Origin of the sequence: Klebsiella sp. JB_Kp004 (assembly GCF_040065795.1) — a bacterium.
In the GTDB taxonomy this organism is placed as follows: Bacteria; Pseudomonadota; Gammaproteobacteria; order Enterobacterales; family Enterobacteriaceae; genus Klebsiella; species Klebsiella quasipneumoniae.
This window is the reverse complement of record NZ_JBEAKW010000006.1, coordinates 102,666-125,777: the sequence shown is the minus strand read 5'-3', so window position 1 is coordinate 125,777 and position 23,112 is coordinate 102,666. Positions and strand designations below refer to the sequence as shown.

At 56.3% G+C, this 23,112-nt stretch carries 21 protein-coding genes; 10 read left to right on the top strand and 11 right to left on the bottom strand.

All coding sequences use genetic code 11. The annotated features are described in order from the left end of the window. Window positions 1-9: 9 nt before the first annotated feature. Window positions 10-1,686, bottom strand: a complete 1,677-nt coding sequence (locus ABLX76_RS08215) for an FAD-dependent oxidoreductase (RefSeq protein WP_348874414.1) — start codon at window positions 1,684-1,686, stop codon at window positions 10-12. Continuing rightward, window positions 1,683-2,504, bottom strand: coding sequence for a shikimate dehydrogenase (locus tag ABLX76_RS08210; protein ID WP_348874413.1), 822 nt, complete (start codon window positions 2,502-2,504; stop codon window positions 1,683-1,685). The genes ABLX76_RS08215 and ABLX76_RS08210 overlap by 4 nt, the downstream gene beginning before the upstream one ends. A 152-nt stretch (window positions 2,505-2,656) precedes the next feature. Between ABLX76_RS08210 and ABLX76_RS08205 the strand changes: the two genes are divergently transcribed. Further along, window positions 2,657-3,415 carry an IclR family transcriptional regulator C-terminal domain-containing protein gene (locus tag ABLX76_RS08205; protein ID WP_348874412.1) on the top strand — a complete coding sequence of 253 codons (759 nt, stop codon included), beginning with the start codon at window positions 2,657-2,659 and terminating at the stop codon, window positions 3,413-3,415. Window positions 3,416-3,453: 38 nt separating this feature from the next. On the opposite strand, the gene ABLX76_RS08200 is transcribed toward ABLX76_RS08205, so the two are convergent. The 8 genes from ABLX76_RS08200 to ABLX76_RS08165 form a co-directional block, all read right to left on the bottom strand. Next, window positions 3,454-3,786 carry a hypothetical protein gene (locus tag ABLX76_RS08200; protein ID WP_348874411.1) on the bottom strand — a complete coding sequence of 111 codons (333 nt, stop codon included), beginning with the start codon at window positions 3,784-3,786 and terminating at the stop codon, window positions 3,454-3,456. A gap of 249 nt (window positions 3,787-4,035) precedes the next feature. Further along, window positions 4,036-4,923 carry a heme o synthase gene (gene cyoE, locus ABLX76_RS08195; protein ID WP_002891629.1) on the bottom strand — a complete coding sequence of 296 codons (888 nt, stop codon included), beginning with the start codon at window positions 4,921-4,923 and terminating at the stop codon, window positions 4,036-4,038. A gap of 11 nt (window positions 4,924-4,934) precedes the next feature. Continuing rightward, window positions 4,935-5,264: a cytochrome o ubiquinol oxidase subunit IV gene (locus ABLX76_RS08190; RefSeq protein ID WP_002891634.1), complete on the bottom strand. Its 330-nt coding sequence runs from the start codon at window positions 5,262-5,264 to the stop codon at window positions 4,935-4,937. Further along, window positions 5,264-5,875, bottom strand: coding sequence for a cytochrome o ubiquinol oxidase subunit III (locus ABLX76_RS08185; protein WP_002891635.1), 612 nt, complete (start codon window positions 5,873-5,875; stop codon window positions 5,264-5,266). The genes ABLX76_RS08190 and ABLX76_RS08185 overlap by 1 nt, the downstream gene beginning before the upstream one ends. Then, the gene (gene cyoB, locus ABLX76_RS08180) at window positions 5,865-7,856 is read right to left on the bottom strand and encodes a cytochrome o ubiquinol oxidase subunit I (RefSeq protein ID WP_004204804.1); all 1,992 of its coding nucleotides are present in this window, start codon (window positions 7,854-7,856) and stop codon (window positions 5,865-5,867) included. Before cyoB ends, ABLX76_RS08185 begins: the two co-directional genes overlap by 11 nt. A 19-nt stretch (window positions 7,857-7,875) precedes the next feature. Further along, a complete protein-coding gene (gene cyoA, locus ABLX76_RS08175) occupies window positions 7,876-8,820 on the bottom strand; it encodes a cytochrome o ubiquinol oxidase subunit II (protein WP_004204802.1) in 945 nt (314 codons plus the stop codon). Window positions 8,821-9,299: 479 nt separating this feature from the next. Further along, window positions 9,300-10,775, bottom strand: a complete 1,476-nt coding sequence (gene ampG, locus ABLX76_RS08170) for a muropeptide MFS transporter AmpG (protein WP_023288612.1) — start codon at window positions 10,773-10,775, stop codon at window positions 9,300-9,302. 43 nt (window positions 10,776-10,818) lie between these two features. Beyond that, window positions 10,819-11,397, bottom strand: coding sequence for a lipoprotein (locus tag ABLX76_RS08165; RefSeq protein ID WP_004204800.1), 579 nt, complete (start codon window positions 11,395-11,397; stop codon window positions 10,819-10,821). Between the two features lie 302 nt (window positions 11,398-11,699). Here ABLX76_RS08165 and bolA point away from each other — a divergent pair, with 302 nt between their 5' ends. The 9 genes from bolA to ABLX76_RS08120 all read left to right on the top strand — a co-directional run bounded on the left by bolA (window position 11,700) and on the right by ABLX76_RS08120 (window position 22,257). Next, window positions 11,700-12,017 (top strand): transcriptional regulator BolA, encoded by a 318-nt coding sequence (gene bolA, locus ABLX76_RS08160; protein WP_002891649.1) that lies wholly within the window; start codon window positions 11,700-11,702, stop codon window positions 12,015-12,017. Window positions 12,018-12,362: 345 nt separating this feature from the next. Further along, window positions 12,363-13,661 carry a trigger factor gene (gene tig / locus ABLX76_RS08155; protein WP_023288613.1) on the top strand — a complete coding sequence of 433 codons (1,299 nt, stop codon included), beginning with the start codon at window positions 12,363-12,365 and terminating at the stop codon, window positions 13,659-13,661. Between the two features lie 309 nt (window positions 13,662-13,970). Next, window positions 13,971-14,594 (top strand): ATP-dependent Clp endopeptidase proteolytic subunit ClpP, encoded by a 624-nt coding sequence (clpP, locus tag ABLX76_RS08150; RefSeq protein ID WP_002891804.1) that lies wholly within the window; start codon window positions 13,971-13,973, stop codon window positions 14,592-14,594. Between the two features lie 249 nt (window positions 14,595-14,843). Beyond that, window positions 14,844-16,118: an ATP-dependent protease ATP-binding subunit ClpX gene (gene clpX / locus ABLX76_RS08145; RefSeq protein WP_002891807.1), complete on the top strand. Its 1,275-nt coding sequence runs from the start codon at window positions 14,844-14,846 to the stop codon at window positions 16,116-16,118. A gap of 183 nt (window positions 16,119-16,301) precedes the next feature. Next, a complete protein-coding gene (lon, locus tag ABLX76_RS08140) occupies window positions 16,302-18,656 on the top strand; it encodes an endopeptidase La (RefSeq protein ID WP_023288614.1) in 2,355 nt (784 codons plus the stop codon). Between the two features lie 209 nt (window positions 18,657-18,865). Next, the gene (gene hupB, locus ABLX76_RS08135) at window positions 18,866-19,138 is read left to right on the top strand and encodes a nucleoid-associated protein HU-beta (protein ID WP_002444653.1); all 273 of its coding nucleotides are present in this window, start codon (window positions 18,866-18,868) and stop codon (window positions 19,136-19,138) included. A 214-nt stretch (window positions 19,139-19,352) separates the two neighbouring features. Continuing rightward, entirely contained in the window at window positions 19,353-21,227 is a 1,875-nt protein-coding gene (gene ppiD, locus ABLX76_RS08130) for a peptidylprolyl isomerase (protein WP_348874410.1), read from the top strand. Window positions 21,228-21,375: 148 nt separating this feature from the next. Beyond that, window positions 21,376-21,744 carry a helix-hairpin-helix domain-containing protein gene (locus ABLX76_RS08125; protein WP_023288616.1) on the top strand — a complete coding sequence of 123 codons (369 nt, stop codon included), beginning with the start codon at window positions 21,376-21,378 and terminating at the stop codon, window positions 21,742-21,744. 111 nt (window positions 21,745-21,855) lie between these two features. Then, the gene (locus tag ABLX76_RS08120) at window positions 21,856-22,257 is read left to right on the top strand and encodes a YbgC/FadM family acyl-CoA thioesterase (protein WP_086075206.1); all 402 of its coding nucleotides are present in this window, start codon (window positions 21,856-21,858) and stop codon (window positions 22,255-22,257) included. Between the two features lie 128 nt (window positions 22,258-22,385). On the opposite strand, the gene queC is transcribed toward ABLX76_RS08120, so the two are convergent. Then, a complete protein-coding gene (gene queC / locus ABLX76_RS08115) occupies window positions 22,386-23,087 on the bottom strand; it encodes a 7-cyano-7-deazaguanine synthase QueC (RefSeq protein ID WP_023288618.1) in 702 nt (233 codons plus the stop codon). Window positions 23,088-23,112 lie beyond the last annotated feature (25 nt).

Genomic DNA, 23,112 nt, shown 5'->3' with positions numbered 1-23,112 from the left:
TTTTCCTGATTAGTGGGTGGCGGGTTGCGCCAGATGGCAGGCGGCGAGGTAGCCAAACGTCAGCCCCGGGCCAAGGGTGATGCCGGGACCCGGGTAGGTGCCGGCCATCAGCGAATCCATGTCGTTTCCCACCGCGTACAGCCCCGCGATAGGCTTTCCTTCGGCGTTGACGACCTGGGCATCGGCGGTGGTGACCAGACCCCGGGAAGTCCCCAGATCGCCGGTATAGAGTTTGATGGCATAGAACGGCGCGCTGAGCAGGGGAGCGTTGCATGCGTCAGGGTGATGGCCCGGATCGCCCATCGCCCGGTTATAGCTGTTGCCGCCTTTGGCAAACTCACGGTCCACGCCCTGCGCGGCGTCACGATTGTAGCGGGCGACCGTCTCGCTCAGAGTGTGGGCATCCAGCCCAAGCTGCTGCGCCAGCGCGGCCAGGGTGTCGGCTTTGTGCAGATAGCCGGCGGCGATCAGGGCGTCATTGTTCACCGGCGCCGGGCGCGCCAGCCCGAGGCCGTAACGCTTCATCGCCTGAGCGTCGCACAGTAAAAAGCAGGGGGCATTCTCCGCGGCATGCTGCATCGCGCTGGCAAAATGGTGATAGGAGCTGGACTCATTAACGAAGCGTACCGCCCGCTGATTGACGGCAATCACGCCCGGCTTGGCCCGGTCGGTCACCAGGTGGGGGAAGCGCTCCTCGCTGCCGTCGGCCCGGGTCAGCACCGATACCGGCGCCCAGAAAAAGTTGGATGCCCGATCGGCTCCCTCGCGAGCGTTAAGCGCCGCCGCGAGACGCAGCGCGGCGCCATCATTGGCCGGCGGCGACATGGTGAAGTGCTCTCGGGTGTCAGGCCGATAGCGCGCCGCCAGCGCGCCAGCGGCAAAACCGCCAGCGGCCAGCACCACTCCTCGCCGGGCGTGCAGCGTCTCTCTTTGCCCCTGACACTCGATCTCTACCCCGGTGACCGCGCCTTGCGCTTCGCGCAGCGCCAGAACATTGACATTCAGCCGCAGGCTCATGCCTTTACGCAGCGCCGTGGTCGCCATGCGGGCAATCAGCGCATTGCCCATCGCCAGGCGGGTGCCGCGAGGGTATGTCACCCGGTCGCGGGCGTAGCGCAGCAGCAGTCGGGTGCAATGGGCCAGGGAGCGCAGCGAGCGACGCATATCGAGAAAATGTTGAATGTCGACGCGGTTGACCATCATTCCGCCAAACAGCAGCATCCCCGGCGGCGGCGAGCGCAGGTCGCGAAACGCGTCCCCCAGTTCACGGCCGTCATACTCCACCACCTCCAACGCCCGCCCGACGTCGACGGCGCCGGGCTCATCCGGATAGTAATCAGGTGAGAGTGGGCGCAGGCTATATTTCACCGCCCCCTCGCGCTCCAGAAAGGCGAGGGCCTCTCGCCCGGCGCTGATAAACGCCTCGGCGATATCTTCGCGGTAGTGGTCCTCGCCGATAATGGTTCGCAGATAGGTTTTGATCGCTTCGGCGCTACCGCTTTTGCCCTCAGCGCGCGCCTGGTCGGTATCGTGCAGCCACACGGCGCCGCCAGAGATGGCCGAGGTGCCGCCGAACTGACCGGCTTTCTCCAGCATCAGCACCGACAGCCCTTTGCAGCTGGCGGTGACCGCGGCGGCAAAGCCAGCGGCGCCGCTGCCGATGACGATCACATCCCAGCTCTTCATGCCGCCGCTCCCTGCGCCGGCGGGATGGCGCCGATAAACTGGCCCATCAGCGTCATCTGCGCCAGCGCCATTTCCGGCCCGGTCTGTACCCGGCAGCCGCGGGCGGCGGCGAAGGTGAGCAACGGCGTCATCACCGGGGCGGTGACAACGTCAGCCACGTGGGTGGCGCTGTCGAGGGTATCCAGCAGCGCCTGCGGCAGGGGCAGCGCATCAAATCCGGCCATGCCGGCCGGCGAGCCGTTGACCAGCAGATCGACGCCGTGCAGGGTGTCCGGCAGCGCGCTCAGTCGCACCGCCGGAAAGGCTTCAGCCAGAAGGTCGTGCAGGCGTTGCCGGGTGGCGGGGTTTTGATCGTGCAGAGCCAGCTGACGGAGCCCCGCCTCGCACAATCCCCAGGCGATGGCGCTGCCGACGCCGCCGCAACCGGAGAGCAGCGCCTGCTTACCTGCCGGCTGAAAACCCTGAGCCTCGGCGGCGAGCAGAAAGCCGACGCCGTCCAGCATATCGCCCTGTAACCGGCCATCCGCCAGCTTGCGGATCACATTGATGGCGTTGAGTCGGCGGGCGCGCGGCGTAAGCTCGTCGACCAGCGCGGCGGCGCGTTGTTTATGCGGCACCGTCACCAGCACGCCGCTCATGTTCTGCCAGCCGCGCAGGGCGTTGAGGTAGGCGGCCACCGCGTCCGGGGCGATATCCACCGGGATCATGACGCTGTCCATGTGCTGTTCGGCAAAGTAGCGGTTGAAGTTATCCGGTGATTTCACCTGGGCGATCGGATGACCAATCACGGCGACAACCTGGGTAGTTCCACTGACCATTGCAAACCTCATTTGTTAAATGAATGTTGTGAAAGTATTTCAGTGGAAGCTGGGAGCGACAACGCAGAATTCGGACATGTCGGTTGTTAATCGCACGATCGCTGCGATAATCGCAGGAAATCGATAATGATGTTGCAAAAATGTGAGCGAATATGCAAAACACCATTCATCCTCGCGATCTGATCGTCGGTTTACAAAAAGGGTTGGCGCTCATCCAGCTTTTTTCTAAAACCTGCCCAAAGCTCACCGTCGCTCAGGCGGCGAAAATGAGCGGCCTGACGCAAAGCGCGGCACGACGTTTTCTGTTGACGCTGCTGCATGAGCGCTATTTGCAAACCGATGGGCGCTATTACTGGCTTACCCCGAAGACGCTGCGGCTTGGTCAGGCCTACGTCGATTCGGCGCAGTTTCCCCGCATGGTGCGGCCGATTGTCGAATACATCGCCAGCCGGACCGAGGAGCACGCCTCGGTGGGGGTGGTGGATGAAGATGAACTGGTCTATATCGCCCGCAGCCGTCATACGCCATTTAACTCCACGTCGGTTCGGCTTGGGGAGCGGGTGCCCATCTTTTGTACCGCCGGGGGGCGGTTATGGCTGGCTTCGCTGCCGGAAGCAGAGTGTGAAGCGGTTCTACAGCGCATTAACCGGGAACAACGCACGCCCTATACGGTGACCGACGTCGCGTCGTTGATGGAGAAGATTGCCCAGGTGCGGCGTCAGGGGTATGCCACTATCGAGCAGGAGTTTGAGATTGGTATGCTGGTGCTGGCGGTACCGTTAACCGACAGGGAAGGGACCTGGTGGGGAGCGTTAAGTCTGACCAGTCATCAATCGCGGACTTCGCTGGACGCGTTATGCCGCGACCACCTTGATCTGCTCTATAGCGCGCAGGCGATGCTGGTGGGTTAAACAGGGCAGCCGATGCGCTGCCCTCGGGGAGACGTCGTTTAGGCTGACGCTTTGTTGAGGAAGCTGCTCCAGTCGCTGGCGGCGTTATCGACAAAGGTGTTCCAGCTGGTGCCGGCGGTATTGACGAAGCTACCCCAGTTTTCCTTACCGGTGGTCACAAAGGTTTCCCAGTTTGTCTGACCGGTCAGGAAGGAACCAAACGCCATCGCGCTGTCGCCAACGAATGAGGCGAAGGCGGTACCGGAGGTGAGGACAAACGAGGCGAAGCCGACGGCAGAGTTGGCGACAAAGCTGGCGAAGCCGTTGGACGCGCCGAACAGGTTAAAGCCGCCGGAGATGTACTCCATTTCGTTCAGTGTTAATTCTTTCATTGCGATTCCTTGTAGTGAATATTTCCCAAACGGGGGTAAACCCGAGGCGAAAAGTAGCATCGCGGGCGCGTGCGGCGCGAGCGATACCCGGTTAGCACAAGCTCATTTTTTCCTCATTTTTTGGGCGTGAGATAGCGAAACCGGTGCGGGGGAGGGGAGGGGAAGTATGAAATGAGAAAGGAACCAATTTGCAACAGAAAAGAAAAAGCCCCGTCAAAACGGGGCTTTATATCGTACTGGAGAGCAAGATTATCTCACGTAAGCCAGCAGGCTATGTGAATCCGGCACCATAAAGTCAACGGACATCATCACGGACAGCGCAGTGATGGCGACGATGGAAAAGACGAACAGCTTGCGCGCCCAGACTTTGTCATCTGCCACTTTGTAGCCACGCAGCGCCATACCCAGCCACCAGACGCTGACCGCTGCCGCCACGACCAGGTATTTATACCCGGCGTAACCGCCCAGCGAGAGCATCAGGGTCGCAACGGCAAAGGCGACGATGTACAGCGTAATATGGTTTTTGGCGACCGAAATGCCTTTCACCACCGGCAGCACCGGAATATTCGCCGCCTGATAATCCTTAAAGCGGAAAATCGCGATGGCGTAGGAGTGAGGCATCTGCCACAGGCTAAAGATAGCCAGCAGGATCGCCGCACCGCTGTCGAAATCACCGGTGACCGCGCAGTAGCCAATCACCGGCGGCGCTGCGCCGGAGAGTGAGCCAATCAGCGTGCCGTAGACAGAGTGGCGTTTCATGTACAGGCTGTAGACGCCGACATAAACCACGAACCCCATCACCCCCAGCCAGCAGGCCAGCGGATTTGCGCCGAACCACAGCAGCATAAAGCCAGCAATACCCAGCAAGGTGGCGTACACCAGCGAAGCTTCTGGCGAGATCAGCCCTTTGACCAGCACCCGGTTTTTCGTCCGTTCCATCTTACGATCGATGTCCCGGTCGATGTAGTTGTTGAATACACAACCCGAGGCGACCACCAGGGATACTCCAAGGAGCGTCCAGACGAACAGCGGATAGTCGATGTGGCCTTTGGAGGCCAGCAGGAAACCGCCGATCACGGAGATCAGGTTGCCAAAAATAATGCCTGGTTTCGTAACTTGCAGGTATTGCTTAAACATACTCGCCGCTCTTAGTGCATCATCATGTTGTAGTTCAGGTTCCACATAATCCAGATGGAGCCGACAACCACGATCGCAATGATGATTACGGTGAAGATAAATGCGGTCAGGTTCCAGCCTTCATCGGACTTGCTGTTCATATGCAGGAAGTACACGAGGTGTACCACGATCTGCACCACAGCGGTCACCAGAATGGTGCCAAGGATAACCGCATGCGAGGCGGAGCCACTCATCACCATGGCGAACGGAATGACCGTCAGGATGATGGACAGGATAAATCCTGTCATGTAGCTCTTCACGCTGCCGTGAGAAGCGCCGCTATGATCGGTAGAATGACTCATTACATCGCCCCCATCAGATAGACAACCGAGAACACGCAGATCCACACGACGTCCAGGAAGTGCCAGAACAGGCTCAGGCACAGGATACGTGTGCGGTTAGTGCTGGTCAGGCCACGACGTGAAACCTGGAACATCAGCACCGCCATCCAGATAAGGCCAGAGGTCACGTGCAGACCGTGGGTGCCGACCAGCGCGAAGAACGCGGACAGGAAGCCACTACGATCCGGACCAAAGCCTTCCATGATCAGGTGATGGAATTCATAGATTTCCATCCCGATAAATCCGGCGCCAAACAGCCAGGTCAACGCCAGCCAGGAAACCACCTGGCTCTTGTTGTTTTTGTACATGGCGATAGCCGCCATGCCGTAGGTGATGGAGCTGAACAGCAGCAGTGCGGTTTCAACCAGAACGAACGGCAGTTCGAAAATATCTTTGCCAGTCGGTCCGCCGGCCGTGCCGTTCACCAGAACGGCATAGGTAGCAAACAGCGTAGCGAAGATAATGCAGTCGCTCATCAGGTAGATCCAGAAACCGAATACCTTCATCGGTCCTGTATCATGGTGCCCGTGTTCATGCGCGTGGGCAGTATGCGCAAGAGTATCAGTTGCCATTTTTCAGCCCTGCTTTGTTAATCTCATCGAAATGCTGTTTTTCCAGTTTTTCGACTTCTGCAACCGGTACGTAGTAATCCACGTCCTCGTCAAAGCTCTTAATAATCCAGGTCGCTACGATGCCGATGAAGCTGGCGATCGCCATCCACCAGATATGCCAGATCATGGCGAAACCAAATACCGTCGCGAAGGCGGCAATGACGATGCCGGCGCCGCTGTTTTTCGGCATATGAATTTCTTCATAGTGAGCAGGCTGTTTGTACGCTTCACCTTTCTCTTTCATTTCCCAGAAGGCGTCACGCTCGTGAACCTGAGGAACGATAGCGAAGTTGTAGAACGGCGGTGGAGAAGAGGTTGCCCACTCCAGCGTACGGCCACCCCACGGGTCACCGGTCAGGTCACGGTTCTGATCGCGGTCGCGAATAGAGACGTAGAACTGAATCAGCTGGCACAGGATACCGCAGGCGATCAGCGCCGCACCGCAAGCTGCAACAACCAGCATCGGGTGGAACTGCGGATCGATCTGCTGGCTCAGACGACGGGTCATCCCCATGAAGCCCAGCACGTACAGCGGCATAAATGCTACGAAGAAGCCGATGATCCAGAACCAGAAAGCGCGTTTGCCCCAGGTTTCGTTCAGGGTGAAGCCAAAGGCTTTCGGCCACCAGTAGGTCAGACCGGCGAAGCAACCGAACACCACACCGCCGATGATAACGTTATGGAAGTGCGCGATCAGGAACAGGCTGTTGTGCAGAACGAAGTCCGCGCCCGGTACCGCCAGCAGCACGCCGGTCATCCCACCTACGGAGAAGGTCACGATAAAGCCGATAGTCCACATCATCGCCGAGTTGAAGACGATGCGACCCTGATACATGGTGAACAGCCAGTTGAAGATCTTAACCCCGGTCGGGATCGCGATAATCATGGTGGTAATACCGAAGAAGGCGTTTACGTTCGCGCCGGCACCCATGGTGAAGAAGTGGTGCAGCCAAACGATGAACGACAGAACGGTAATACAGACGGTTGCCCACACCAGAGAGGTGTAACCGAACAGACGCTTACGCGAGAAGGTCGCGGCGATTTCGGAGAAGACCCCGAACACCGGCAGAACCAGGATGTACACTTCCGGGTGACCCCAGGCCCAAATCAGGTTGATGTACATCATCATGTTGCCACCCATATCGTTGGTAAAGAAATGGGTGCCCAGGTAACGATCCAGGGTCAGCAGCGCGATGGTGACGGTCAGAATTGGGAAAGAGGCGATAATCAGGATGTTAGCGCATAGAGATGCCCAGGAGAATACCGGCATCTTGAACATGGTCATGCCCGGGGCGCGCATCTTGATAATGGTCACGAAGAAGTTAATACCGGTCAGGGTAGTACCGATACCGGAGAGCTGCAGCGCCCAAATCCAGTAGTCGACCCCTACGCCAGGACTGTACTCAATTCCCGACAGCGGCGGATAGGCCAGCCAACCGGTCTGCGCGAACTCACCGACGCCCAGAGACAGGTTAACCAGAATCACGCCCACAACGGTGAACCAGAAGCTCAGGTTGTTGAGGAACGGGAAGGCTACGTCGCGTGCGCCGAGCTGAAGCGGAACCACCAGGTTCATCAGACCGATAACGAACGGCATCGCCACGAAGAAGATCATGATAACGCCGTGGGCGGTAAAGATCTGATCGTAGTGATGAGGCGGCAGGAAGCCTGCTTCCCCGGCCGAGGCCAGCACCTGCTGGCTACGCATCATGATGGCGTCAGCAAAGCCACGCAGCAGCATGACGATTGCCACGATAACGTACATGATACCGAGACGTTTGTGGTCGACAGAGGTCAGCCACTCGTTCCATAGGTAGGACCACTTACCGAAGTAAGTGATGGCCGCCAGAAGCGCCAGTCCCCCAATGATAATCGCAGCCACCGTTACCACGATAATAGGTTCGTGGTAGGGCACTGCATCCAGTGTAAGTTTTCCGAACATCGTTTTCTTCCTCGGCCCCTTAGTGAGCGGTTTCCGCGTGGCTCATGTCCATGCCTTCCATCCCGTCGTGAGCGGCATGCTCGCCTTCAGGTTTGGACATGTTCATGCTCTCGTGAGACATGAATTTGTTCACAACATCTTTGAACAGATCCGGCTTCACGTTAGAGAAGTATTCCACTTTGTTATATTCGCTAGGCACAGCCACTTTCTCGAACGCGGCCATAGAGTCCATAGCGTTCGGAGACTGTTTCGCTTTTTCAACCCACTGATCGAAAGTTGCACGATCCGGGGTAGCAATCGCTTTGAACTTCATACCAGAGAAGCCCGGGCCACTGTAGCTAGCGGAGATACCGTCATAAGTACCAGCTTCGTCAGCAATGAGGTGCAGCTGAGTCTGCATCCCGGCCATTGCGTAGATCTGGCTGCCTAAGCGCGGAATAAAGAACGAGTTCATCACCGAGTTAGAGGTCACTTTGAAGTGTACCGGTACGTTCGCCGGGAAGGCGATTTCGTTAACGGTAGCAATACCCTGTTCCGGATAGATAAAGAACCATTTCCAGTCCATCGATACGACTTCGATGGTGATTGGTTTCTCGTCATGGACAAGCGGTTTGCTTGGCTCCAGTGCGTGAGTGGTTTTCCAGGTCAGAACGGCCAGGAACAGGATGATCAGAATAGGTACCGTCCAGACCACAGCTTCCACTTTATTGGAGTGTGACCAGTTCGGGCTATACTTCGCATCTTTATTGCTCGCGCGATACTTCCAGGCAAATCCTACTGCCATCAAGACGGCGGGAATAACGACAATCATCATCAGGCCGAAGGCCGTCAGAATCAAAGAGCGTTGCTCCAGTCCAATCTGTCCTTTTGGGTCAAGGAGTGCAGAATCACAACCACTGAGTAATACAGTACCTGCGATTAATGACATCCATCCCAAACTTTTATTGTATTTCCTGAGTCTCATTGAACGACCTCAATTCCACGGGATCTGGTGGCGTTTAAAGTGTACGGGCATTTTACGGTAAGGTTGCATTACTGTAAACATGATTGGATCTCTGTCAGTTCTGTGTTAGCGGCTTCTGCTTGCTTTGTCACATATGTTACGTAGTGTTACGTAATCGCTTGCAATGCCTGATTTTCGTGGGATCGATAACGAAAGGGATAAGAAAAGGAGTGCTTAGCGGCGAATGGGCATAACCACCCAAAAATTAGAACAATTGTTTAACATTTAATTATCAAATAAAAGACATTGTGGAAACGTGAAATAAAAACGGCGTAGCTGAATCGGTTAAATTATTTAAAGAATCGAATGAAAACTGTCAATAATTTCCAGAAAACAAAAACGCACAAAACAACAAATAGCGCGGCGGGCAATATAAAAGCGTTAATAAGCCGTTATAATTACGCTTCGTAATTACAACGGCTAATAATGATGCAGCGTCCTTAAATCAGGTGGGTTTTACGCAGCGCCAGGTAGTCGAGCAGGCCGCCGAGCAAAATACCGCCAACGGCCGTCAGCGCGGCAACCTCCAGCAGGCCGGACAGGAAGCTGAACGACGTATAACCCAGCGCGTTGAGGATCAGCAGACCCAGCCATACCGCCAGCAGCAGGCAGCCCAGCGTCAGGATCCCCAGCGCCAGCGCATAGGCCTGCGGATATTCGCTACGCGGTATAAAGCTTGCCGTGCGTTGGGTATGCTCGAGCGTTTGCCGGCACAGCAGCAGCAGCGCGATCCCCGGCACCGCCGCGACCACAGAGAAGAGATAGAAGGTGGACCAGCCGTGGGCCTCGACGAACCAGCCGGCGATCGGCCCGACGTACACGCGGCCAACCGCGGACAGCGCCGAGAGCAGCGCGAACTGGGTGGCGGAGAACGACTTGTTGCACAACGTCATCAGCAGCGCCACAAACGCCGCCGTGCCCATTCCCCCGCACAGGTTCTCAAAGAATACCGCGGTCGCCATGGAATAGAGGTGCTTATCGGTAATCGACAGCAGCCAGTAGCCGGCGTTGGAGACCCCCTGCAGCAGACCGAAAATCAGCAGCGCCCGGAACAGCGTCAGCCGCTGCATCAGGACGCCGCCGTACAGGGCGCCGAGAATGGTGGCGAACAGGCCTAAGGTTTTGTTCACCATCCCCACTTCACCGGCGTCAAAACCGACGCCGCGGATAAGAAAGGTGGTGGTCAGGCTCATGGCAAACGCATCGCCAAGCTTATAAAGAACGATGAGCAACAGAATAAGCCAGGCGTTGTTACGGCCGAAAAAATCACGCAGCGGGGCAACCACCGCCTGCTCCAGCGATCGGGGAACCGGGATGACGTCGCTCGGCTCGGGCGCCAGCAGCGTGGCGATGATGCAGGGCACCAGCAGCGCCGCCATCAGCCAGTACATCCCCTGCCAGCCGAGATAGCGGTCGGCGAGCCACAGGGCCAGACCGCCGGAGACCAGCATCCCGAGGCGATAGCCCAGCACGCTGATCGCGGCGCCGGCGCCGCGCTCTTCCGCCGGCAGAACGTCGGTTTTCCAGGCGTCAAAGACAATGTCCTGCGACGCTGAACAGAAGGCGATCACCACCGCCAGCGCCGCCATCCAGCGCAGCTGGGAGACGGGTTCAAGAAAGCCCATCGCCGCGATGGCCAACAGGAGCAGGATCTGGGTGGTGACCAGCCAGCCGCGACGTCGGCCGAGAAACGGCGGCGTGTAGCGGTCCATCAGCGGGGACCAGAGGAATTTAAAGACATAGGCCTGGCCGACCAGCGAGAAAAAACCGATCGTTTTCAGATCGATGTTTTCCACCGTCATCCAGGCCTGCAGGGTACCGGAGGTGAGGGCCAGCGGCAGACCGGAGGCGAAGCCGAGGATCAGCAAAATCGCTGATTTAGGCTGCTGAAAAATGCGTAAGTAGTGACTGGACATAGCATAAAGCACGAACCCGGCGGAGGCCGGGTTCGTGGTGGCATTAACGCGCGTTTTGCTTGATGAAATCGTGAATGCTGGTGTCCTGCGCCATATCGGCGATGGTATCGGTCAGGACGCTGTTGACGGCATCAGCGATGTTTTTGTTCGAGGCCTGGAAGGCACCTTCAACCGAGTAGCTGGCGCGGTAGTTTTTGGTCATCTTCGTGCCGTTTGCCGCGGTGGCGATGATGGCGATATCGGCTTTGGTGGCGATGTTGTAGCGCACGTTGCCCTGGGAGACGTCAGCGTAGAGTTTGTTGACGATGATCTGCAGATCGACTGCGCCGTTCGGGCCAATCATGTAGCCGCGCGCGGTCATTTGTTTCTCCAGCACTTCCTGCAGCAGGAAGCGCAGATCGCGGGAGGCGGTAAGGGTGACCTGTTGGTTGTCGCGCGTCACTTTCGCCAGCGCCTGGTCCGGACGCTGGTCGGCGCCGTTGATGCTGACGGTCACGCCCATCAGGCTCGGATCCTGCTGCGGCAGCGTGATTTTCGGCGATACTTCAATGGTGGTCGGCGGCGTGGCGCATCCTGCCAGCATAAACATGGCGACCAACGGGAAAAGGATCTTCTTAAGCATGTTCAGGTCTCAACGCATGGTGTTGTTATAAGGAAAATTACCGCCATCATAGCATTGCCAACGGCAAGGGGAAGTGGCAACGCGTGTAAATCCATCGCCCTGGCGGTTTTCTGAGCGCCCCGCTACGGTTAATCGCTCTTTCCCCGGCGGATCTGGCGACCAGAGCCAGTAAACGTGATACTTTTGAATGAAAATATCAGAACAATGCTAATTTTTTGTTGTTTTCTCCTAATGGAAGCGGTAAAAGCGGCTAACATTTAAAAGGAGTGGCGGCATCTCAGCGTTGTCGGAGGAGAAAATTCATGATGATACGTGAACAGATCGAAGCAAAACTTAGAGCAGCGTTCGACCCGATGTATCTCGAAGTCGTGGATGAAAGTTATCGTCACAACGTCCCTGCGGGCTCTGAAAGTCATTTTAAAGTGGTGTTAGTGAGCGATCGCTTCACTGGCGAGCGTTTCCTTAATCGCCACCGTATGATCTACGGCACGCTAACCGAGGAGCTGTCGAATACGGTGCACGCCCTGGCGTTGCACACCTACACGATTAAAGAATGGGAAGCGCTACAGGATACGGTTTTCGCCTCGCCGCCATGCCGCGGCGCGGGGAGCATCGCCTAGAAATCCCATTTGCAACCGCTGGCGCTTTTCCAGTATGTTGCTTGCAGATTTAGCAAAAACGGCCTACGGGCCGTTTTGTTTTGCCTGGAAAATGCGCAAAGTCAGCGCTTTTGCGGACAAAATTGAGCGGGAAATGTGAAAAATGCCGCAGCACCAGGCGACAACCGTTCTCGACTCACAAAAGTGATGCCGCTATAATGCCGCGTCTTATATATGAATGTCTTCGGGATGATTCTGACGACAGGGAATGTGTTTCTGATTTGAAGAGGGCATCCCGGTTCTGCGAAGCCACCTACACGCGCTTCCAGAGTTGACCGAGCACTGTGATTTTTTTGAGGTAACAAGATGCAAGTTTCAGTTGAAACCACTCAGGGCCTTGGGCGCCGTGTAACGATTACTATCGCCGCTGACAGCATCGAGAATGCTGTCAAAAGCGAGCTGGTCAACGTAGCGAAAAAAGTTCGCATTGACGGCTTCCGTAAAGGCAAAGTGCCGATGAATGTTGTTGCTCAGCGTTATGGCGCATCCGTTCGCCAGGACGTGCTGGGCGACCTGATGAGCCGTCATTTCGTTGACGCGATCATCAAAGAAAAAATCAATCCGGCCGGCGCGCCGAACTACGTTCCGGGCGAATACAAACTGGGCGAAGACTTCACCTACGCGGTAGAGTTCGAAGTGTACCCGGAAGTTGAACTGCAGGGTCTGGAAGCGATCGAAGTAGAAAAACCGGTTGTTGAAGTGACCGACGCTGACGTTGACACCATGCTGGAAACCCTGCGCAAGCAGCAGGCCACCTGGAAAGACAAAGAAGGCGCAGTTGACGCTGAAGATCGCGTAACCATCGACTTCACCGGTTCCGTAGACGGCGAAGAGTTCGAAGGCGGCAAAGCGTCTGACTTCGTACTGGCGATGGGTCAGGGTCGTATGATCCCGGGCTTCGAAGACGGTATCAAAGGCCACAAAGCGGGTGACGAGTTCACCATCGACGTGACCTTCCCGGAAGAGTACCACGCTGAAAACCTGAAAGGTAAAGCGGCTAAGTTCGTTATCAACCTGAAGAAAGTTGAAGAACGTGAACTGCCGGAGCTGACCGAAGAATTCATCAAACGTTTCGGCGTGGAAGATGGTTCCGTCGCTGGCCTGCGCGCTGAAGTGCGTAAAAACATGGAACGCGAGCTGAAAGGCGCTGTGCGTAACCGCGTGAAGTCTCAGGCTATCGAAGGTCTGGTTAAAGCTAACGAAATCGACGTTCCGGCGGCCCTGATCGACAGCGAAATCGACGTGCTGCGTCGCCAGGCTGCTCAGCGTTTCGGTGGCAACGAGAAACAGGCTCTGGAACTGCCGCGTGAGCTGTTCGAAGAGCAGGCTAAACGCCGCGTAGTGGTTGGCCTGCTGCTGGGCGAAGTGATTCGCACCAACGAGCTGAAAGCTGACGAAGAGCGCGTGAAAGGCCTGATCGAAGAGATGGCTTCTGCTTACGAAGATCCGTCAGAAGTGGTTGAGTTCTACAGCAAGAACAAAGAGCTGATGGACAACATGCGCAACGTGGCGCTGGAAGAGCAGGCTGTTGAAGCCGTGCTGGCGAAAGCCAAAGTGTCTGAAAAAGCCACTTCCTTCAACGAACTGATGAACCAGCAGGCGTAATTTCGCCGCGATGGTGTAAGGTTCGGGCAAAAACCCGTTGCCGAAAGGCGGCGGGTTTTTTTTTAGGATAATGCCAGCCTCAGGCACGGTGCTAAAACGCATTTACCATGATAGCGTTACAGCAAAAGCTTGTTATGCTTGAAATATGGCAACGCCATCCCCATTACCGGGGGAGGCAACTGCATCCGCAATTGCACGCGTGTTGAAGAGGCGGTGACGCGTTCAGCGGATAGAAACTGTGGCTGATAATCCGTCCGTAAGGTTACAATCAGTGCAGCAGGTATTTTAAAATTACTCCAGGAGACGGAAATGTCATACAGTGGCGAACGAGACAACTTTGCACCCCATATGGCCCTGGTGCCGATGGTCATTGAACAGACCTCACGCGGTGAACGTTCTTTTGATATCTACTCCCGTCTGCTTAAGGAACGCGTCATTTTTCTGACCGGCCAGGTCGAAGACCACATGGCAAACCTGATCGTGGCGCAGATGCTGTTTCTGGAAGCGGAAAACCCGGAAAAAGACATTTACCTGTACATTAACTCTCCGGGCGGGGTGATCACCGCCGGGATGTCGATCTATGACACCATGCAGTTCATCAAGCCGGACGTCAGCACCATCTGTATGGGACAGGCCGCGTCCATGGGCGCGTTCCTGTTGACCGCCGGGGCGAAGGGCAAGCGTTTCTGCCTGCCGAACTCCCGCGTGATGATCCACCAGCCGCTGGGCGGCTATCAGGGGCAGGCGACGGATATTGAGATCCACGCCCGTGAAATCCTGAAGGTGAAAGGACGCATGAATGAGCTGATGGCGCATCATACCGGCCAGTCTCTTGAGCAGATTGAGCGTGACACCGAGCGTGACCGCTTCCTCTCTGCTGCGGAAGCCGTGGAGTACGGACTGGTCGACTCTATTTTGACCCATCGTAATTGATGCCCGAGGCGCAAGGGTGCCGCTTTACGCTGCATCCTTCTCGCCACGTCTGCTAAGCGGTTGGCATTTTTCCGGAGGCTTGCCGGGCAGGCAGGCGGCCGGTAGCTTCGCTACCGCCTCGATGTAGCGCGAAGGATTTTGTGTATATACTAATGAAGGGCGGCACAACGCTATATGGCGGCTTGCGCCTGAGAATGGCATTTGCGTCGTCGTGTGCGGCACAAAGAACTTAAAAAGAGGTTTGGACTCATGACAGATAAACGCAAAGATGGATCGGGCAAATTGTTGTATTGCTCTTTTTGCGGCAAAAGCCAGCATGAAGTGCGTAAGCTGATCGCCGGGCCATCCGTGTATATCTGCGACGAATGCGTTGATTTATGTAACGACATCATTCGCGAAGAGATTAAAGAAGTTGCGCCGCACCGCGAGCGCAGCGCGCTGCCGACGCCGCACGAGATTCGCCACCACCTTGATGACTACGTCATCGGTCAGGAACAGGCGAAAAAAGTGTTGGCGGTCGCGGTATACAACCACTACAAACGTCTGCGCAATGGCGATACCAGCAATGGCGTAGAGCTGGGTAAAAGTAACATTCTGCTGATCGGGCCGACCGGCTCCGGTAAAACGCTGCTGGCGGAAACGCTGGCGCGCCTGCTGGATGTGCCGTTTACCATGGCGGACGCCACCACCCTGACCGAAGCCGGTTATGTGGGTGAGGACGTCGAAAATATCATTCAGAAACTGCTGCAGAAGTGCGACTACGACGTGCAGAAAGCGCAGCGCGGCATCGTCTATATCGACGAAATCGACAAAATTTCGCGTAAGTCCGACAACCCGTCGATTACCCGCGACGTCTCCGGCGAAGGCGTGCAGCAGGCGCTGCTGAAGCTTATCGAAGGCACCGTCGCCGCCGTTCCGCCGCAGGGCGGGCGTAAACACCCGCAGCAGGAGTTCCTGCAGGTTGATACCTCCAAGATCCTGTTTATCTGCGGCGGCGCGTTTGCCGGTCTGGATAAAGTGATTTCCCACCGTGTGGAAACCGGCTCCGGCATTGGTTTTGGCGCGACGGTTAAAGCGAAGTCCGACAAAGCGAGCGAAGGCGAACTGCTGGCCCAGGTCGAGCCGGAAGATCTGATCAAGTTTGGTTTGATTCCGGAATTCATTGGCCGTCTGCCGGTAGTGGCGACCCTGAACGAGCTGAGCGAAGAAGCGCTGATCCAGATCCTGAAAGAGCCGAAAAACGCCCTGACCAAGCAGTATCAGGCGCTGTTTAGCCTGGAAGGCGCAGAGCTTGAATTCCGCGACGAAGCGCTGGATGCCATCGCCAAGAAAGCGATGGCGCGTAAAACCGGCGCCCGTGGCCTGCGTTCCATTGTGGAAGCGGCGCTGCTGGACACCATGTATGACCTGCCTTCGATGGAAGATGTCGAAAAAGTGGTCATTGATGAGTCGGTTATCGCCGGGCAGAGCAAACCGTTGCTGATCTACGGCAAACCGGAAGCTCAGCAGGCATCTGGCGAATAATTAGCCATTTCACTCAAGCAGTTAACAAAAAGGGGGGATTTTATCTCCCCTTTTATTTTTCCTGCATTCCCGCCGTTGAATGTGTGGAATACATCCCCATATACTGGATTACATATTAACGACGATGCAGTGGAGTGTGGCGTCGTCGGCTACCTGGCGGACTTTAAACTAAGAGAGAGCTCTATGAATCCTGAGCGTTCTGAACGCATTGAAATCCCCGTATTGCCGTTGCGCGATGTGGTGGTTTATCCGCACATGGTCATACCCCTGTTCGTAGGGCGGGAAAAATCTATCCGTTGCCTCGAAGCGGCCATGGACCATGATAAAAAAATCATGCTGGTTGCGCAGAAAGAAGCGTCGACGGATGAGCCGGGTGTAAACGATCTTTTCACCGTTGGAACCGTGGCGTCTATTTTGCAGATGCTGAAGCTGCCGGACGGCACCGTGAAGGTGCTGGTCGAAGGGCTACAGCGTGCACGCATTTCTGCGCTGTCTGATAATGGCGAACATTTCTCGGCGAAAGCGGAGTATCTCGACTCGCCGGCGATTGACGAACGTGAGCAGGAAGTGCTGGTTCGTACCGCTATCAGCCAGTTTGAAGGCTATATCAAGCTGAATAAAAAGATCCCACCGGAAGTGCTGACGTCGCTGAACAGCATCGACGATCCGGCGCGCCTGGCGGATACCATCGCGGCGCATATGCCGCTGAAGCTGGCGGACAAGCAGTCCGTGCTGGAGATGTCCGACGTCAACGAACGTCTGGAATATCTGATGGCGATGATGGAATCGGAAATCGATCTGCTGCAGGTTGAGAAGCGCATTCGCAACCGCGTCAAAAAGCAGATGGAGAAATCCCAGCGCGAGTACTATCTGAACGAGCAAATGAAAGCGATTCAGAAAGAACTCGGCGAGATGGACGACGCCCCGGACGAAAACGAAGCGCTGAAGCGCAAGATCGACGCGGCGAAAATGCCGAAAGAGGCGAAAGAGAAAACCGAAGCGGAACTGCAGAAGCTGAAGATGATGTCGCCGATGTCTGCGGAAGCGACCGTCGTGCGTGGCTACATCGACTGGATGGTGCAGGTGCCGTGGAATGCGCGCAGTAAGGTCAAGAAAGACCTGCGTCAGGCCCAGGAGATCCTCGATACCGATCACTATGGTCTGGAGCGCGTGAAGGACCGCATCCTTGAGTATCTCGCGGTGCAGAGCCGGGTGAACAAAATCAAGGGGCCGATCCTCTGCCTGGTGGGACCGCCGGGGGTAGGTAAAACCTCATTGGGTCAATCTATCGCCAAAGCGACCGGCCGGAAATACGTCCGCATGGCGCTGGGCGGCGTACGCGATGAAGCGGAAATTCGCGGTCATCGTCGGACCTATATTGGCTCGATGCCGGGCAAACTGATCCAGAAAATGGCGAAAGTGGGGGTGAAAAACCCGCTGTTCCTGCTGGATGAGATCGACAAAATGTCTTCCGACATGCGCGGCGACCCGGCTTCCGCGTTGCTTGAGGTGCTGGATCCGGAACAGAACGTGGCCTTTAACGACCACTATCTGGAAGTGGATTACGATCTCAGCGACGTGATGTTCGTGGCGACGTCCAACTCCATGAACATTCCGGCGCCGCTGCTGGACCGTATGGAAGTGATTCGCCTCTCGGGTTACACCGAAGATGAAAAACTGAACATCGCCAAGCGTCACCTGCTGCCGAAGCAGATCGAACGCAACGCGCTGAAGAAAGGCGAACTGACCGTCGACGATAGCGCCATTATCGGCATTATTCGTTACTACACCCGTGAAGCGGGCGTTCGTAGCCTGGAGCGTGAAATCTCCAAGCTGTGCCGTAAGGCCGTTAAGCAGCTGTTGCTGGATAAAACGCTGAAACACATCGAAATTAACGGTGAGAATCTGCATGATTATCTCGGCGTACAGCGCTTCGACTATGGCCGCGCCGATAGTGAGAACCGCGTCGGTCAGGTGACCGGTCTGGCGTGGACGGAAGTGGGCGGCGATCTGCTGACCATCGAAACCGCCTGCGTACCGGGTAAAGGCAAACTGACCTACACCGGCTCGCTGGGCGAGGTGATGCAGGAGTCGATTCAGGCTGCGCTGACCGTGGTACGTTCGCGGGCGGACAAGCTGGGCATTAACGCCGACTTCTACGAGAAGCGTGATATTCACGTCCACGTACCGGAAGGGGCGACGCCGAAGGATGGCCCGAGCGCGGGTATCGCCATGTGTACGGCGCTGGTCTCCTGCCTGACCGGCAACCCGGTACGCGCCGATGTGGCGATGACCGGGGAGATTACGCTGCGTGGTCAGGTGCTGCCGATCGGCGGTTTGAAGGAAAAACTGCTGGCGGCGCATCGCGGCGGTATTAAGACTGTTCTGATTCCTGATGAGAACAAACGCGACCTTGAAGAAATTCCGGATAACGTTATCGCCGATTTGGATATCCATCCGGTGAAACGAATCGAGGAAGTTCTGACACTTGCGCTGCAGAACGAACCGTTCGGCATGCAGGTTGTGACCGCGAAATAGTGATTCTGCGCAAATTGCGCTAATAAAAATAGGGCTGGTAAGTCATTTCGGACTTGCCAGCCTTTTTTTGTGTAGCTAACTTAGATCGCTGGCAGGGGGGTCATCGACAACTGCTGTTGTAAGGGCATGACAGTCCTGATATAACTGCTGCGCGGTCGCACTATGAAGGACTCTGGTGCGATATAAATTATAAAGAGAGGAAGAGAACAGTGAATAAATCTCAACTGATTGACAAAATTGCTGCGGGTGCGGACATTTCTAAAGCTGCAGCTGGACGTGCGTTAGATGCTTTAATCGCTTCTGTTACTGAATCTCTGCAGGCTGGGGATGACGTTGCGCTGGTAGGTTTCGGTACCTTTGCTGTTAAAGAACGTGCCGCCCGTACTGGTCGCAACCCACAAACAGGTAAAGAAATTACTATCGCTGCCGCAAAAGTGCCGGGCTTCCGTGCTGGTAAAGCGCTGAAAGACGCGGTGAACTGATCGGCTTTCCCGTCAGGGAATGTGACGAAGTACAAGGGCGCATCGTGAGATGTGCCTTTTTTATTGCCTTTTCAGACCACTTTATGTGTGTTTATCGCCACTTGTGGGCTGACAATCACCCTATTTTCTTGTCAAAATACGTCCTCACGCGCGGCGGCCATCACGTGCTATGCTGCGCGAGCTAAAGTCATCTACAGCGGAGCGTTGTTACACCATGATGGACAACCTACGCACGGCCGCCAACAGCGTCGTGCTCAAGATTATTTTCGGTATCATTATCGTCTCGTTCATTTTGACCGGGGTGAGTGGTTACCTGATTGGCGGTGGCAAAAACTATGCCGCAAAAGTGAATGGCCAGGAGATTGGCCGTGGGCAGTTTGAAAACGCCGTCGCCAGCGAACGTAACCGTATGCAGCAGCAGCTTGGCGACCAGTTCTCCGAGCTGGCGGCGAACGAAAACTACATGAAAACCATGCGCCAGCAGGTGCTGAACCGCCTGATCGATGAGTCGCTTCTGGATCAGTATGCCCGCGAGCTGGGCCTCAGCATCAGCGATGAGCAGGTGAAGCAGGCGATCTTCCAGACCCAGGCGTTCCAGACGAACGGTAAGTTCGACAACCAGCGTTTCAGTGGTATTGTCGCCCAGATGGGAATGACCACCGATCAGTACGCCCAGGCGCTGCGTAACCAGCTGACCACGCAGCAGCTGATTAACGCCATTGCGGGTACCGATTTCATGCTGCCGGGTGAGTCCGATCAGCTGGCGGCGCTGGTGTCTCAGCAGCGTGTCGTCCGCGAAGCGACCATCAACGTCAACGCCCTGGCGGCAAAACAGACCGCCAGCGATGAGGAAATCAACGCTTTCTGGCAGCAGAATCAGGCCCGTTTTATGGCGTCGGAGCAGTTCCGCGTGAGCTACATCAAGATGGATGCCGCCAGCATGCAGGAAAACGCCTCTGACGAAGAAATCCAGTCATGGTATGACCAGCATAAAGATCAGTTCACTCAGCCGCAGCGTAATCGCTACAGCGTGATTCAGACTAAAACTGAAGCCGACGCGAAAGCGGTGCTGGCCGAGCTGCAAAAAGGCGCTGATTTCGCCACGCTGGCAAAAGAAAAATCGACCGATATTATTTCTGCCCGCAACGGCGGCGATATGGGGTGGATGGAAGATGCCTCTACCGTGCCTGAGCTGAAAGAGGCCGGCCTGAAAGAGAAAGGCCAGCTCTCCGGAGTGATCAAATCCTCGGTTGGCTTCCTGGTGGCCCGTCTGGACGACGTCCAGCCGGCGCAGGTCAAGCCGCTGGCTGACGTGCGCAATGACATTGCGGCGAAAGTGAAGCAGGAGAAAGCGCTGGATGCTTACTATGCGCTGCAGCAGAAGGTGAGCGATGCGGCCAGCAACGATAATGAATCGCTGGCGGGCGCGGCGCAGGTCGCCGGAGTGCAGGTGGTGGAAACCGGCTGGTTTGGCCGCGATAACCTGCCGGAAGAGCTGAACTTTAAACCGGTCGCTGACGCTATCTTCAACGGCGGTCTGGTCGGTGCGAACGGCGCGCCGGGCAGCAACTCTGACATCATTACCGTTGATGGCGATCGCGCTTTTGTTCTGCGTATCAGCGAGCACAAAGCCGAGGCGGTGAAACCGCTGGCCGAAGTGAAGGCGCAGGTCAGCGATATCGTTAAGCACAATAAAGCGGAACAGCAGGCGAAGCTGGATGCCGATAAGCTGCTGGCGGCGCTGAAAGACGGCAAAGGCGATGAGGCGATGAAGGCGGCTGGCCTGAGCTTTGGCGCGCCGCAGACGCTTTCCCGTACCGGCCAGGATCCGCTGAGCCAGCTGGCATTCACTCTGCCGCTGCCGCAGCAGGGCAAACCGGTCTATGGCGTTGGCAGCAACATGCAAGGCGATGTGGTGCTGGTGGCGCTGGATGAAGTGAAAGCAGGCAGCATGCCGGAAGAGCAGAAGAAGGCTATGGTTCAGGGGATTACCCAGAACAATGCCCAAATCGCTTTCGAAGCGCTGATGAGCAACCTGCGCAAGGCGGCGAAAATTAAGCTGGGCGACAGCATCGACCAGCAGCAGTAATTTCGCGTCGTTTCGCAAAAATACGCAACACCATGTAATCCTCAGGGGCCGCTTTCGCGGCCCTTTCCATTTCTGTGATTTGCCTTTTGTCGTCCATCCGCACTGACGCTATCGTAGCCTTGCTGTCTACACACAAGGAGATATCAGCATGAAATATGGAATAAAAGCACTGATGGCCGCGGGCGTTCTGGTTTTCGCGGTAGGCGCACAGGGCGCGCTGGCCGCCCCCGCCAGCGGCAAAGCGGTGGTAACCAAAGAGCATGTCCCGGCGTCCTCTTCGGCGAAAGCGAAAGCGGAACCCGGCGAGGCCGACAACGGGGCGACCAAAGTCAGCATTAACCACGCCAGCGCCGAGCAGCTGGCGCAGGCTCTGAATGGCGTGGGGTTGAAAAAAGCCCAGGCGATTGTCAGCTACCGTGAGGAGTATGGGCCATTCAAAACCCTTGATGACCTGAAGCAGGTCCCGGGGATGGGCAGTGCGCTGGTGGAGCGGAATTTAGCCCATCTGACGCTGTAAATTTTATGCCAGCGCTTGCACAGCGGTGATTTTTTGCCAGGATAAAGAGGTTGCATTAAGTGGTGTGACCTCTTACCTCATAAACAACAATAACAGAAAGGCATTGATGCTATGCAGACACAAATTAAAGTTCGCGGCTATCATCTGGACGTCTACCAGCATGTGAATAACGCACGCTACCTGGAGTTCCTTGAGGAGGCCCGCTGGGACGGTCTGGAAAATAGTCCGGCGTTTCAGTGGATGACCGAGAAAAACATCGCCTTCGTGGTGGTGAATATTAATATCAACTACCGCCGTCCGGCGGTCCTGGGCGATGTGCTGACGGTGCGCAGCAAACTGGAGCAACTCAACGGCAAAAGCGGCACGCTCAGCCAGGTGGTCACCCTCAACCCCAATGGCGAGGTGGTGGCCGATGCGCTGATCACCTTCGTCTGTATTGATTTGAAAACCCAGAAGGCGCTGCCGCTGGAAGGGGAACTGCGTGAGAAACTCGACCAGATGAACTTGCGCTGACAACCGTCGCGTGCGTGCCGGGTGATGGCGCGCCTCGACCTCCGGAAGGTGATCAACCCCTTGCCCCGGTATGCGTAGCGCCACCGGGGAATTTGAACTGAAGCTTCGGGCAGATACCTCTTCGGAGGCTATGCCTGTGTCAAGCCGGTTTTTTGCTTCATCACCGCCATTACCCCGACCTTATCGGCCAGATACTGGTTGAGCCCGTTAGCGCGCAGGTTGCAGGCGGCGCACTGGCCGCAACCATCGCCCTTAATGCCGTTGTAGCAGGTGAGGGTTTCCCGGCGCACCAGATCCAACTGACCCCAGTAGTCGGCCAGCGCCCAGGTCTCGGCTTTGTTCAGCCACATCAGCGGGGTTTCAAAGCGAATGTCTTTCGCCATCCCAAGGCTGACGGCGTGGTGCAGCGCTTTGACAAACTCATCGCGGCAGTCCGGGTAGCCGGAGAAATCGGTCTCGCACACGCCGGTGATGATAGCGTCGGCTTTTACCTGATAGGCGTAGATTGCCGTCAGGGTTAAAAACAGAATATTGCGCCCCGGGACAAAAGTATTGGGAATGCCCTCGGCATCAGGCTGATAGTCCGGTACCGGAATGTTATCGCGGGTCAGGCTGCTGACCGCCAGTTCATTGAGCAGGGTAACGTCCAGCACTTTATGCGCGACGGCGCCAAGTTTCAGGGCGAGTTCGCGCGCAACGTCGATTTCCGCGCGGTGGCGTTGGCCATAATCAAAAGTGACGCAATGCACTTCATCATACTGTTGCAGAGCCTGCACCAGACAGGTGGTTGAATCTTGTCCTCCGCTGAAGACAACTACGGCGCGTTTCATGGCAATTCCTGACTTAATGAGTAAA